Source organism: Streptomyces sp. NPDC044044 (assembly GCF_056434405.1).
In genome coordinates, this window is sequence record NZ_JBWKFG010000007.1 from 425,411 (window position 1) to 438,492 (window position 13,082).

Below are 13,082 nucleotides of genomic sequence, written 5' to 3' on the forward strand. Positions count from 1 at the left end.
GATCACCTCGCCGAGCCGGTCGCCGCCGCGCAGGAATGCGACGCATCGGCGAACAGATGCTCGACGGCTGCGGCGAGGCGGTCCGCGGTCAGCGCGTTCGGCAGCAGCCGCCGGGCGAAGCGCGGGCTCAGCGGCACTCCGTCCCGCCGTTCCTCGGCCAGCAGCGGCGGCAGGAACGCCATCGGCGTCCGGGACAGCGCCGCGTCGCTCTCCGCCAGGAAGCGCGCGGCGCGCTCCCTGTGTGCCTCGGGCAGCCAGTCGAGAAACGGCAGACTGACTTCGACGACCTCGTCGTCCGGGGAGCCCGGGGAGCCCGGGGAGTCCACGGAGTCCGAGGAGTCCGGGGAGTCCACGGAGTCCGAGGAGTCCGGGGAGCCGGAGCCCGCCGGGTCGCGCGGCAGCAGGCAGGGCGCGGCCTGCCACTCCTCGCGCAGCATCGGTACGCGGCAGCGGGCCTCGTCGAGCAGGACGAGCAGCGGCCGTTCCCCGTCCAGGTGCTCGCGCACCTCGGCACGCTGCGCTTCGTCCGGCCACAGTCCCGTCGGTGTCCAGTGCCTTGTTTCCGGTCCGGAAGCGTGCTCTTCCCAGAGCATGCGGGCCGGCCCTTCGAGTACGACGAGCACGTCTCCTAATCGGAGCGTGGGCGTAAAGCGCATGATCTATTTCCCCCGTTGCGTTTCTTGCAGGTGACTCTGGTGCGAATTGAGCGTGCGGTTGTTGCGCCGGGCACGCCGAACCGTCAATTCACCCTGTCCATAATTCCGGCACGCCGGAACACATACGAGGGCCGGAGAAATTCGGCGGTCATGGATGCGGAACAGGAGTACGCCGGTGATTCAGTGGTCGTGCGGTTATGCGGCGGCGGGCAGACGGTGCGCCAGCCAGCAACGGCCGTCGATCCCCGCGAAGTCGTCGACCGCCAATTCCGCGGTGCGCCATCGGGCGTCGCCCATGGACAGGAGCCGGGAGCTCGCGGTGCGCACGGTCGGGGTGAAGCTGTGCCCCAGTGGTCGCACCGGTGTGCCCGCGCTGATGACGAAGCGCCTCATCCAGAGCGTGTCGCTGCTGCCGCGGGAGAGACCGTCCTGTGCGTAGAGCAGGATCTGGGCCAGCTGGGCCACTCCCACAAGCGCGTCGACCAGGGAGACCGAAGGACCGTAAGCCGCTTCCGCCCCGCAGGTGTGCGCGTCCTCGTCCGTGGCGACGACCCGCTGGAGTCCTCGGATCTCCTGCCGCTCGAGGTCGACGCGGACCTGCTCGGCGTGCTGTTCGCGCTGCTTGTAGCCCACGCCGTAGTGACGGGCCCGCGCCGGTCCGAGTGCCTGCGCCTCATCCGCGTACGTGGCCGGTGTCCTCGCGCCGCCGCCCTGCTCGTGCACCAGCGTGCACCGTACTTTCAGGCTCCCGACCCGGCAGTCGAACGTACTGGCCAGCAGACCGCGTTCCCCGGTCGGACCCTCGACGGCGACCAGCCTGCCCTGGACAGGAAAGTCCGCGAGGTCTTCGTGAGGCGTGCTGCCTGCCCGTACATCGGCACTGCGCAGCCATATCCTGCGCCGCTCGGCGGCGCCGAGCCCGAAGGCCCGGCCGATGTGCGTCTCCGCCAGGTTCGCGGCAAGCACCAGCGCGTCGATGCTGCTCAGATGCGGTCGCAGCTCGCCGGCGCCCGATTTGCGCGACCAGTCGCGTGGATAGGTGAGCGTGCCGCGCGCGGTGACGCGTGCACCCGGTTCCGCGGAGCCGTCGGTGGCGATGTTCTTGAGGCCTTGGGTGACGCGTTTGTATCCGCTTCCGAAAAAGCGGGAGCTGCCGGGCCCGAGGCAGCTGTCCAGAGATCCGTATATTAATTCCTTGTTGCTCATTCCCCGTTTACCTTCCCCCGTGTCGCGAGCCATGCGGCCCGGACAGAAAAAAGACTATCCAGCGGTCAAAGGGGAAAGCAATTATTCAAGGGAATCTGTGACGGCCTGCACAGATCCACCCAAAGGAAACCTCAAAAAGGGATCCTTTAACTCCAGTTGGGCCGGAGCAATTCCGGAAAAGGGTCGGACATCACTCGCAGGCGACCACGCGCGGCCAGCGGTCGGCGAGCAGATCGCCGAGCAGCGACCGCAGCCGGTCACGGTCGTCGGCGGGCACGGCGGAGAGGAAATCCTGCTCCACGGCGTCGACGGCCCGCCCGGCGCGCGCGAGTGCCTCGCGCCCGCCGTCGGTGAGGCTCAGGATGTAGCGCCTGCGGTCCGACGGGTTGCGCCGCCGCTCCACATGGCCGGCCCGCTCCATCTCGTCGATCAGAGCCACCATGGTCGTCGGGTCGAGGTGGAGAAGTCTGCTCAGATCCTGCTGAGACAGGCTCAGATCACTCTCCAGCGCGGCCAGGACGTAGAAATAGCGCAGGCGCATGCCCTGCGCCATGAGCACCCGTTCCGCGTCCTCCATCAGGATCGACCCGGCCTTGTTCAGCAGATAGCCGGTCCTGCGGACGAGGGGGAAGTCGAGCGCGGCGGGTTGCGTCGGAGCGGGCGTCGCCTCAGTCATCCGGGCCGTTCCCCCTTCACTGCTGATGTGCTGCTGAGATCTCGGCGGAGCGACCGGATCAGTGGAGCGACCGGATCAGGGGATGTCGTTTTTCGGTGATGCCGAACATCCCCTGCGCCGATCGTCGATGGCGTCAAGGGTACTGGCGGTGGCACCGGCCTCCAAGGCCGGTGCCACTCACGGTGTCGCGTCCGATCGGGGCGGGTAGCCCGGCCGTCTCCGACCGGGTTACCCATCTCCCCCGGCACGTACGGGCTGGGCCACGGCCGGCACTCCGGAGCTCTCGCCCTCCAAGAGCCCTTGCGCGTCGGCGCCGTTCACCACAGCCCGGCTCTCCACCTCCACGGTCTCGCCCCGGGCGCTCTCGTGCAGGTCGCGCGTACGGATGAAGACGAATCCGACCACCGCGCCGACGGCGGCGACGGCCGCACACACGAACATCACGTCGGTCAGCCCGTCCACGAAGGCGGTGCGTGCCGCCGTTTCGAGGGCGGGAGCGAGTCCCGACGGAGCACGGCCGACCGCTTCCGCGCCGCCGCCCGCCGCCACTGCCTCCCCGAACTCGTGTGCTTCCGGGCCCAGTTGCCGCCCCGCCGCGGACTGCGCGAAGAGGTCACTCACCCTGCCCTGGAAGGCCGCACCGAATCCCGCGATGCCGATGGCGACGCCCACCTGCTGGAACGTCTCGTTGATCCCCGACGCCATGCCCGCCTTGGACGGTTCCACGACGGCGATGGACAAGGACGCGCGCGGCGGATTGAACAGCCCCATCCCCAGGCCGATCCCGAACATGCTCGGCAGCAGCGCGGTCCAGGACGTGTCCGGGCCGGTGAGCGCGACGAGGAAGAGGCCGATCGCGATGAGCGCGAGCGATGTCCCCATCAGCAGCCGCTGCGGCACCCGCGTGGTCAGCGATCCGGAGACCGCGGCCGCGACGAACAGCGTCGCGGTCAGCGGAAGGAACCGCAGGCCGGTCTCCCAGGGCGAGTACGCGAGGACGTTCTGCACGTACGACACCAGGAGGAAGATCGCGGACATTGTCGCGGCGGCGCACAGCAGCGTCACCACCGACACCCCGTTGAACGTCCTGTTCCTGAACAACGACAGCTGGAACATGGCCCGTTCGCGGCGACGCCTCTCCACGACGCCGAACGCACCGAGGAGCACCACAGAGGCCACGAACATGCCGACGATGGGCGCGCTGCCCCACCCCTCGGCCTCTCCCCGCAGCAGCGCGAGGACGAGCAGGGTCAGCGCGCCGGTGAAGAGCACCAGACCCCACCAGTCCACGGCGGGGGCCGACTCCACGCGGGACTCGCGCATCTTCAGCGCACTCACCACCATGGCGAGCAGCCCGACCGGAACGTTCACCAGGAAGATCCAGCGCCAGCTCAGCCCATCGGTGAGCGCGCCCCCGATGAGCGGACCGAAGGCGATGGAGAGCCCGACCACGCCACCGAAGATGCCGAAGGCCTTGCCCCGGTCCTTGCCCTGGTACTCCTGCCCGATCAGCGCGGGCCCGACGGCGAACAGGACCGCTCCCCCAAGCCCTTGAACCCCCCGGGCCACGGACAGGACAGCGGCATCGTTCGCGAGGCCGCAGGCGAGAGAAGCCGCCAGGAACACGACGAAGCCGATGTTGAAGACCCGCTTGCGCCCCAGGCGGTCCGCAAGCGATCCGGCCGTCAGCAGAACGGCGGCGAGACCGAGGGCGTACGCGTCGAGCACCCACTGCAGCGAGGTGAAGCTCGCGTCGAAGGCGTCCCTGATGTCAGGCAGCGCCACATTCACCACGGTCAGATCGAGCAGCAGCATGAACGTGGCCACACACACCACGGCCAGGGTCCACCCCCGCCCGCCCACCGAAGTCGTTCGTCCGGACATCGTTCCCCCGAATCCAGAATGATCGAGTACTCAAATCATCGATATTTCCAACGATTCGAGAAGCTACGAATACACCGGACACCTGTCAACGGACGGCTCGCGTCTCGGCCATGATCCGACCGGAAACCGCCGGACCTCCCGCTGGGGACCTGGTGCGCGGGGTGAGGGCCGGGGCAGGCTAGTTTGCTCGGATGAGTCTTCTTGATGATGTGGCCGAGCGCGACGGCTGGCGCTGCTGGGTGTGCGACGAAGCGGTCGATCCCGACGAGTCGGTGAACGACCCGCGGGGCCCCAGCGTCGACAGCCGGACCGCCGACCGGAAGGCCAAGGTCACCGAGCGGCTCGCGCACCGCGGATGCAACACCCGCAAGGGCGCGGTCAAGGTGGCCATCGCCTGGCCGGACCGCCTGTACGTGGTCGAACCCGCGCCGCTGATCACCGTTGCCGGGAGGCTGGAGCGCAAGGGGGGCCGCGAGATGGTGGGGCGCTGTCCGACCAGGCGGGACGCCCAGGAGGCGGCGGATTGGCTGGTGGACCGGTTCTCCCGACTGGTACCGGGGTTGCCGGTGACCGCCGACATCGAGCCGGGCGGCGGCCAGTACCTCGTCATCCTGGCGGCCGGCCGCCGCTGACCGCCGACTTCCCGCAGGGGCGTTCGCGCGGCCGGCCGCGGTCAGCTCAGCGGGTCGGGGCGATGTCGGCTTCCCTGGGGGCGGGTTCGCGGTCTGCGGGGGCCTCGCTGCCGAGCTTCTCGCCTTCGACGTCGACGTGCGGCAGACGTCGGTCGAGCCAGCCGGGCAGCGCCCAGGCCCGCCCGCCGAGCAGGGCCAGGACGGCGGGCACGATGGTCATGCGGACCACGAACGCGTCGAAGACGACCCCGATGGCCAGACCGAAGCCGAGCGACTTGATCATGGCGTCGTCGCCGCCGATGAACCCGGCGAAGACACCCGTCATGATCAGCGCGGCCGCGATGACGACCTTGCCGCTGTGTCGGAAGCCCTCCGTGATCGCCTGGCGCGGGTCGGCGCCGTGGACGTACGCCTCCCGGATCCGGGTGACCAGGAAGACCTGATAGTCCATGGCAAGGCCGAAGACGATCCCGACCAGGAGGATCGGCATGAGGCTCATGATCGGGCCGGTGGCCTCCAGGCCGAGCAGGTCCTTGAGCCAGCCCCATTGGAAGACCGCGACCACTGCGCCGAGAGAGGCCAGGACGGACAGCAGGAAGCCGAGCGCCGCCTTGAGCGGTACCAGGATCGAGCGGAAGACAAGGATCAGGACCAGGAAGGCCAGGCCGACGACGAGCGCCAGGTAGGGGATGATCGCGTCGGCGAACTTCGCGGCGACGTCGATGTTCATCGCGGTGGTGCCGGTGACCATGGCCAGTGCACCGGTGTCGGTCCGGACACTCCTGGCCTGGTCGCGGATGGTGTGGACGAGGTCTTTGGTCTCCTCGCTCGCCGGCGGGCTCTTGGGGACCAGGGTGACCATCGCGGTGTCACGGGCCGGGTTGTACGTGGCCGGGGCGACGGTGGCCACATCCTTCATGTCCCTGACCCTGTCGTCGAGTTGACCGACGGCGTTCTTCGTGACGACCGGATCGCTGTCGCTGACGACGAGCGTCAGCGCGCCGTTGAAGCCGGGGCCGAACGACTCGGCGAGCATGTCGTAGGCCTTGCGCTCGGTGGTGGAGGTGGGCTTGGTGCTGTCGTCGGGCAGACTCAGTTCGAGCCTGGTCGCGGGCAGCGCGATCACACCGAGGCCGAGGACCGCAAAGAGCAGGATCTTCCAGGGGCGGCGCAGGACGAAGCCCGCCCAGCGCTCCGCCAGGGGCGGCTTCGTGCCGGCGGGCTTCGAACCGGCGGACTTCTTGCGGGAAGAGCGGCCGAGCACGCGCTCGGGGGCGAAGGCGAGCAGGGCCGGGACCAGCGTGACGGAGACCAGGACGGCAATGACGACGGCGCCGGCGGCGGCCATGCCCATGGCCGTGAGGATGGGCAGGTTCACCACGGCAAGGCCGACCAGGGCGATGACGACGGTCAGCCCGGCGAAGACCACCGCGGAACCCGCGGTGCCGTTCGCCCGGCCGGCCGCCTCGCGGGCGTCGTGGCCCACGGCCCGCTCGGACCGGTAGCGGGAGACGATGAACAGGGAGTAGTCGATGCCCACCGCGATGCCCAGCATGGTCGCGAGGGACGAGGTGCTGCTGTTGAGATCCAGGGCCGTGGTGAGCGCGGTGATGGCGCTGACGGTGATGCCGACCCCCAGCAGGGCGGTCAGCAGAGGCATGCCGGCCGCGATGAACGAGCCGAAGGTGACGACCAGGATCAACGCGCCGAGCACGAATCCGATCGCTTCGGAGGAGCTGCTCTCCTCGGCGGGTGCCAGCGCGCTGCCGGACGCCTCCACGGTCAGGCCCTGGCCGCGTGCCCCGTCGAGGGCGTCGTCGAGGTGGCCGTGGTCCGCGTCCGTCAGTTCGGCGGGCTTGGCCTTGTACGTGACCTGGGCGTAGCCGGTGGTGCCGTCGGCGCTGATGGTCTTGGCCTTGAACGGGTCGGCGACCGAGGCGACTCGGGGCGAGGAGCCCCGCAAGTCCGCGAGCAGTGCGGAGACTTCGGCCCGTGGCTCGTCGGCGGCCAGCTTCTCCCCGTCGGGTGCCCGGACGACGACGCGGGCGCTCGCCCCGTCGGCGTTGGCCGCGGGGTACTTCTCACCGAGCACGTCGTACGCCTTCTGCGCCTCGATGCCGGGCAGCGTGATGTTCGAGTCGCCGCTGCCGCTGCTGCCCGCCGAAGCGGCGCCCGCGACGCCCAGTACGACCGCCCAGAACAACAGGGTCAGCCAGCGACGCCTGAACGCGCCGAGCCCGAGCCGGTGCAGAAAAGTAGCCATGAGAACAACAGTCTCCGTACGTCAGGAACGAGACGAGGGTGGGAAGCGCTCAGGGCCCTGAGCTGCTGACCGGAGGGCGTACCGGGCGCTGTCCCCACAGACCGCGGCACCCCCCGGGGGCCCGTACGCCCGGAGCCCCAAGGGGCCTGGACGCGAACCGTCGTCGTCGACGGGCCGGGCGGGGCACAGGCGCCGGGGGAACGCCCGTGCCCTCGAACCATGCTGCGGCAGTACGCGGCGGCGCCGCGTCAGTCCTGGGTACGGGGTGCGGCGTTCCTTGTCGGTCATCCGGCCGACACCACAGGGGCCATCCGGCTCCCTAGGCTGGTGGCGTGGACTGGAAGCTTCCGTTCTTGCCCGGCATCCGCCGCGTCGTCTCCGCCGCCGCGGTGGTGTCCCTGGCCCTGCTGTGGGCGGCCGACATCCTGGTGCTGCTGCTCGTGACCGAGCCGCCGATCGCGCCCACCAGTTGGCTGCCGGTGTTCGTGACCGGGCCCTTGGCCGCGCTCGCCCTGCCCGGCGCCCGCCACCAGCTGCCTCTCCCGGCGCGGGCGTTGGGGGCGGCCGCCATCTCCCTCACGCTCAGCTGCGTGTGCCTGTTCGTGCCGGTGAGCGGGACGGACTTCGGGTATCTGGAGATGTTCGCGCTGCTGTTTCTGATCATTCAGACACTCGCCCAGGTCCACAGCACCCGCGCCATGGCGTGGACGGTCGCCGCCCTGGCCGTCGGCATGCTGATGCAGACACTGCGTACCCGGACCCTGGACGGCTTCGTCGGGGGCAGCTACATGGTGACGATCCTGCTCTCGCTCGGCATCGCCATGGGGTGCGTCGTCCGCGCGTCGGAGGCCCGTCGGCAGCGTGCCGTACGGGATGTGCGGCACGCCGAGCGGCTGGCTCTGGCCCGTGATCTGCACGACCTGATCGCCCACCACATGACGGGCATCATCGTGCAGGCCAACGCGGCCAGGACCGTTCACGCGACCGCGCCCGAGAAGGTCGAGCCGGCCCTGGATGCGATCGCCCGGTCGGGTACGGAGACCCTGGAGTCGATGCGGCGGCTGGTGCGGGTGCTGCGCGAGGACGACCATCAGGCGCTGCGGCCTGGCGATCTCCTTGCCGAACTCGGGGACTTCGTCGGTGAGTTCTCCCGGCACCGGCCCGACGCCCCGGCGGCCAGGCTGGAGGCGAGCGCCGCGGTCCGCACGAGCCGGTTGAGCCCGGAGGTCGAGGCGACGGTGCTGCGGGTGGTCCGGGAGGCCCTCACCAATGTGCTGCGGCATGCCCCGGCCGAGCGGGTGACCGTGCGTCTGGACGCCGACCCGGGGTGGGTGCGGGTGACGGTGACCAACAGCGCGGGACAGCGCCAGGCGGACCATCCGGCGGGCGGGCGCAGCGGCTTCGGCCTGATCGGTCTTCGCGAGCGCGTCGAGGCGCTCGACGGCACGTTCCGGGCCGGTGTCACGAGCTCCGGTCAGTGGGAGGTGGTGGCCGGACTGCCTCGCCCCCTCACGGACGCTGGTCCCGCGAGGTGACCACACCGTTCTCCCACGCCCAGGCCGCGATCTCCACGCGGTTGCGGGCCTCGACCTTGACCTGGATCCGGGCCAGGTACGTCTTCACCGACGACAGCGACAGGAACAGCTCCTCGGCGACCTCCTGGTTGGTGCGTCCCACGGCCACGAGGCGAGCGATCTCCGTCTCCCGGCTGCTCAGCCCGGCGGCCTCCTGCTGCTCCTCACCGCCGGCTCTGTGCCGCAGTCCACGCAGCAGCCGAACGGTGACCGCGGGCGAGACCAGCGCGTCGCCGCGGGAGGCCGCCCGCACCGCCTCCACGAGCAGCGCGGGCGGAGCGTCCTTGAGCAGGAAGCCGCAGGCGCCGAAGCGCAGGGCGTCACGTACGTAGTCGTCCTGGTCGAAGGTGGTGATCACCACGACGTTCATCGCGGATGCGCCGGGCGGCTCGCCCGCCAGGATGCGGGTGACCTCCAAACCGTCCATGCGCGGCATGCGGATGTCGGCAAGCACCACCGCGGGGCGGAGCCGTCGGGCCAGTTCGACGCACTCGACACCGTCACGGGCGACACCCACGACTCGGATGCCCGGCTGGGCGTCGAGGATCATCTCGAAGCCGGCCCGGACCAATTCCTGATCGTCGGCGATCACCACATCGATCGGCTCATCAGGCACAGCCCGTTCCTTCCGCCTCCGGCAAGATTCTCATCGTATTCCCGGTCAGCCCAGGAAACTCAACCGCACCTGACGGTCGGGGTTGTCCCGGTTCGTGTCCACCAGGCACACCGACTGCCAGGTCCCCAACTCCAGTTGCCCTCCCACCACGGGCAACGTCGCATGCGGCGGGACCAGCGCCGGCAGGACATGGTCGCGGCCGTGTCCCGGGCTGCCGTGGCGGTGCTGCCAGCGGTCGTCGGCCGGGAGCAGCGAGTGCAGCGCGGCCAGCAGGTCGTTGTCGCTGCCCGCGCCCGTCTCCAGGATCGCGATGCCCGCGGTCGCGTGGGGGACGAAGACGTTGAGCAGGCCGTCGCGGCCTGCCGCCGCCTCGCGCAGGAAGCTCTGGCACTCGTCGGTGAGGTCGAAGACCTTCTCGGCCGAGCCGGTGGTGACGTTCAGGACACGTGTGGTGAAAGCATCAGACATGGGCCCATCGTCCCTCACCGCCCTCCCATTCGCTGATACGCGGTGTCCGCCTTTCGAGACGCCATTGACCGTGCGCAGACGATCTGGCTACGTTCTGCGGCATGTTGCGTTCAGCTCTGCTCACCACGCGCGGTCACATCGACCTGCTGCGGGTGGCTTCTGCTGCGTGTCGTCGCGGCTGCTGACGTTCCCTCAGCCCGCTTTTCCCCCTGCGCCTTTCTCTGCCCTGACGCCTTCGCGCGGTTGATTTCGCCGTCCCGCGCCTAGACCTTTCGGGCATCCCTCCCTCCTGCCGTGGAGCCCCATGAGCATCAGCCATGCCCCGCCGGATTCCTCGTCCGACATTTCGGGTATATCCAAGTCCGGCGATCCCGCCCAGGACACCGGAGACATCGAGGGCGCCGAAGACACCCGGCCGGCGCCGACCGAGCTCGTCCCCATCGTCCCCTCATCCACGCGCCGCACCCGCGTCCCCCGCTGGCTGCGCCGCACCTCCGGCCCGCTCGCACTCCTCGCCCTGTGGCAACTCCTCAGCTCCACAGGGGTGTTGACCAAGGACATCCTCGCCTCGCCGGGGACCATCGCCGGAGTCGCCCGTGACCTCCTCAGCGACGGTTCGCTGACCTCCGCCATGGGGGTCTCCCTGCAGCGGGTCGCGGTGGGACTGCTGCTCGGCACGGTCGTCGGGACGGCGCTCGCGCTCGTCTCAGGACTCTTCCGCGTCGGCGAGGATCTCGTCGACGCCAGCGTGCAGATGCTGCGCACCGTGCCGTTCGTCGGGCTCATCCCGCTGTTCATCATCTGGTTCGGCATCGGCGAGGCGCCCAAGGTCGCCATCATCACGCTGGGCGTCTCCTTCCCGCTCTATCTGAACGTGTACGCGGGAATCCGCGGGGTCGACTCGCAGCTCATCGAGGCCGGGGAGTCCCTCGGACTCTCACGCTGGGGGCTCGTGCGCCACGTCATCCTGCCGGGCGCGCTGCCCGGTGCTATGACCGGCCTTCGGTACTCCCTCGGCATCGCCTGGCTCGCCCTCGTCTTCGCCGAACAGATCAACGCGGACTCCGGGATCGGCTTCCTGATGGTGCAGGCGCGTGACTTCCTGCGGACCGATGTGATCGTCGTCTGCCTGATCGTCTACGCCTTCCTCGGCCTCATCGCCGACTTCATCGTCCGCACCCTCGAAAGGCTGCTGCTGCAATGGCGACCGACGTTCACCGGCCGGTGACCTCCAACACCTCGACCACGCGGGCCACTTCGGCCGTACGCGTCGAGGGACTGACCCGTTCCTTCGACGGGCGCGCCGTCATCGATCAGCTCGACCTCGACGTGAAACCGGGTGAGTTCGTGGCACTGCTCGGGCGCAGCGGCTGCGGCAAGTCGACCCTGCTGCGCATCCTCGCCGGGCTCGACCGCGACATCGAGGGGACGGTCCTCGTGCCGCGCCGCAAGGCCGTCGCGTTCCAGGCGCCGCGGCTCATGCCCTGGAAGCGCGTGTGGCGCAACGTCCTGCTCGGCCTGAAGGGGAAACCTGAACGCGGTGTCGCCGAGCGGGCGTTGGAGGAGGTCGGGCTCAAGCACCGCACGAACGCCTGGCCCAAGACGCTCTCCGGCGGAGAGGCTCAGCGTGCCTCGCTGGCCCGCGCCCTGGTGCGCGAGCCCGATCTGCTGCTGCTCGACGAGCCGTTCGGCGCGCTCGACGCGCTCACCCGCATCAAGGCCCAGCGTCTCGTCGACGAGCTGTGGCAGCGGCGCGGCTGCGCCGTCCTGCTCGTCACGCACGACGTCGAGGAGGCCGTGCTCCTCGCCGACCGGGTGCTCGTCATGGACGAGGGGGTCATCGCGTACGAGACCGAGATCGATCTGGACCGGCCGCGCGGCATCTCCGATCCGCGCTTCGCCGAGCTGCGTGCCGAGCTTCTGCAGCGCCTGGGCGTCGACGCACCCGACGCGGCGGAGGCGGCACCCGTCGCCGCGGCGTGAACCGCCCGCTCCCCCGCTCCGTGAACAGCACACACTCCCCCTCCCCGTGAACAGCACGAACACACCGAACGGACTCACCATGCGACGACACCTCGCCGCCCCCGCCCTGCTCCTCCCCCTGGCCCTGCTCGCCTCCGCCTGCTCCGGCGCCTCCTCGGCCAGCACCTCGTCCGCCGGATCAGGCGGCGGAACCGACGGCAAGGGATCGCTCACCCTCAACGTCGGTGACCAGAAGGGCGGTTCGGAAGCCGTGCTGCGCGCGGCCGGGGAGCTCGACGACCTGAAGTACAAGATCCGCTGGTCCACCTTCACCTCCGGTCCGCCCCTTCTGGAGGCCGTCAACGCCAAGGCCGTGGACATCGGCGCCGTCGGCAACACACCGCCCGTCTTCGCCGCGGGAGCGAACTCGAAGATCTCCGTGGTGGCCGCGACCCACGGCACCGCCGCGGGCGAGGCCATCCTCGTCCCGAACGACTCGCCGCTGAAGAGGCCCGAGGACCTCAAGGGCAAGTCCGTCGCCGTGGCGCAGGGTTCGTCGGCGCACTACCAGCTGATCGCGTCCCTGAAGGAAGCCGGGCTCGGCTTCAAGGACGTCAAGGTCAAGTATCTGCAGCCGGCCGACGCGCTGGCCGCGTTCACCAGCGGAAAGGTGGACGCCTGGTCGGTCTGGGACCCGTACACCTCGCAGGTTCTCGAGGGCAAGCAGGGCCGCGTCCTGACCGACGGCGACGGATTGGTGAACGGCCTCAACTTCCAGGTGGCGGCGCCCGGCGCGCTCAAGGACAAGAAGAAGTCCGCGGCCATCGACGACTACCTCAAGCGGCTGCGCAAGGCCCAGGACTGGGTCTACGACCACCCGGAGGCGTGGGCGAAGGTCTGGGCGAAGGACACCGGCCTGCCGTACGAGGTCGCGCTCGCGGCCGTCAAGCGCAGCAACGGCACGCGGGTCCCGGTGGCCGTCGACAAGAACGTGATCACCTCCGAGCAGGAGATCGCGGACACCTTCACCGACCAGAAGCTCATTCCGCGCCGCATCGACTTCGGTGACTTCGTCGACACCCGGTTCAACGGCGACCTGCCGCCCTCGACCAGCAAGCCGCGCACGTACGACAAGGAGTCCTGAC

The 13,082-nt window shown here is 69.7% G+C and carries 13 protein-coding genes; 6 read left to right on the plus strand and 7 right to left on the minus strand.

Going from position 1 to position 13,082, the window contains the following annotated elements; genetic code table 11:
• Positions 1–2 precede the first annotated feature (2 nt).
• The 4 genes from AC07AG_RS27510 to AC07AG_RS27525 form a co-directional block, all read right to left on the minus strand.
• Complete coding sequence (locus AC07AG_RS27510; protein ID WP_478758568.1) at positions 3–656, minus strand: hypothetical protein; 654 nt, start codon at positions 654–656, stop codon at positions 3–5.
• Positions 657–851: 195 nt separating this feature from the next.
• Positions 852–1,862, minus strand: a complete 1,011-nt coding sequence (locus AC07AG_RS27515) for an AvrD family protein (RefSeq protein WP_478758570.1) — start codon at positions 1,860–1,862, stop codon at positions 852–854.
• Positions 1,863–2,052: 190 nt separating this feature from the next.
• Positions 2,053–2,538 carry a MarR family winged helix-turn-helix transcriptional regulator gene (locus AC07AG_RS27520; RefSeq protein ID WP_478758572.1) on the minus strand — a complete coding sequence of 162 codons (486 nt, stop codon included), beginning with the start codon at positions 2,536–2,538 and terminating at the stop codon, positions 2,053–2,055.
• 228 nt (positions 2,539–2,766) lie between these two features.
• Complete coding sequence (locus tag AC07AG_RS27525) at positions 2,767–4,422, minus strand: MFS transporter (RefSeq protein WP_478758575.1); 1,656 nt, start codon at positions 4,420–4,422, stop codon at positions 2,767–2,769.
• Positions 4,423–4,613: 191 nt separating this feature from the next.
• Here AC07AG_RS27525 and AC07AG_RS27530 point away from each other — a divergent pair, with 191 nt between their 5' ends.
• The gene (locus AC07AG_RS27530; protein ID WP_478758577.1) at positions 4,614–5,054 is read left to right on the plus strand and encodes a hypothetical protein; all 441 of its coding nucleotides are present in this window, start codon (positions 4,614–4,616) and stop codon (positions 5,052–5,054) included.
• 46 nt (positions 5,055–5,100) lie between these two features.
• On the opposite strand, the gene AC07AG_RS27535 is transcribed toward AC07AG_RS27530, so the two are convergent.
• On the minus strand, positions 5,101–7,317 hold the full coding sequence (locus AC07AG_RS27535) for an MMPL family transporter (RefSeq protein WP_478758579.1): 2,217 nt from the start codon (positions 7,315–7,317) through the stop codon (positions 5,101–5,103).
• Positions 7,318–7,649: 332 nt separating this feature from the next.
• Here AC07AG_RS27535 and AC07AG_RS27540 point away from each other — a divergent pair, with 332 nt between their 5' ends.
• Positions 7,650–8,852 carry a sensor histidine kinase gene (locus AC07AG_RS27540; protein ID WP_478758581.1) on the plus strand — a complete coding sequence of 401 codons (1,203 nt, stop codon included), beginning with the start codon at positions 7,650–7,652 and terminating at the stop codon, positions 8,850–8,852.
• Here AC07AG_RS27540 and AC07AG_RS27545 read toward each other — a convergent pair.
• Together AC07AG_RS27545 and AC07AG_RS27550 are read right to left on the minus strand one after the other, a co-directional pair.
• On the minus strand, positions 8,827–9,507 hold the full coding sequence (locus AC07AG_RS27545; RefSeq protein WP_478758583.1) for a response regulator: 681 nt from the start codon (positions 9,505–9,507) through the stop codon (positions 8,827–8,829). The two genes, AC07AG_RS27540 and AC07AG_RS27545, sit on opposite strands and share 26 nt — an antisense overlap.
• A gap of 45 nt (positions 9,508–9,552) precedes the next feature.
• On the minus strand, positions 9,553–9,975 hold the full coding sequence (locus AC07AG_RS27550) for a secondary thiamine-phosphate synthase enzyme YjbQ (protein ID WP_478758585.1): 423 nt from the start codon (positions 9,973–9,975) through the stop codon (positions 9,553–9,555).
• Positions 9,976–10,076: 101 nt separating this feature from the next.
• Here AC07AG_RS27550 and AC07AG_RS27555 point away from each other — a divergent pair, with 101 nt between their 5' ends.
• The 4 genes from AC07AG_RS27555 to AC07AG_RS27570 all read left to right on the plus strand — a co-directional run bounded on the left by AC07AG_RS27555 (position 10,077) and on the right by AC07AG_RS27570 (position 13,081).
• Positions 10,077–10,160 carry a putative leader peptide gene (locus tag AC07AG_RS27555; protein WP_349817350.1) on the plus strand — a complete coding sequence of 28 codons (84 nt, stop codon included), beginning with the start codon at positions 10,077–10,079 and terminating at the stop codon, positions 10,158–10,160.
• Positions 10,161–10,279: 119 nt separating this feature from the next.
• Positions 10,280–11,203, plus strand: coding sequence for an ABC transporter permease (locus AC07AG_RS27560; RefSeq protein ID WP_478758586.1), 924 nt, complete (start codon positions 10,280–10,282; stop codon positions 11,201–11,203).
• Positions 11,176–11,958 (plus strand): ABC transporter ATP-binding protein, encoded by a 783-nt coding sequence (locus AC07AG_RS27565; protein ID WP_478758588.1) that lies wholly within the window; start codon positions 11,176–11,178, stop codon positions 11,956–11,958. The genes AC07AG_RS27560 and AC07AG_RS27565 overlap by 28 nt, the downstream gene beginning before the upstream one ends.
• 79 nt (positions 11,959–12,037) lie before the next feature.
• Positions 12,038–13,081: an ABC transporter substrate-binding protein gene (locus tag AC07AG_RS27570; RefSeq protein ID WP_478758788.1), complete on the plus strand. Its 1,044-nt coding sequence runs from the start codon at positions 12,038–12,040 to the stop codon at positions 13,079–13,081.
• The last annotated feature ends 1 nt before the right edge of the window (position 13,082 follow it).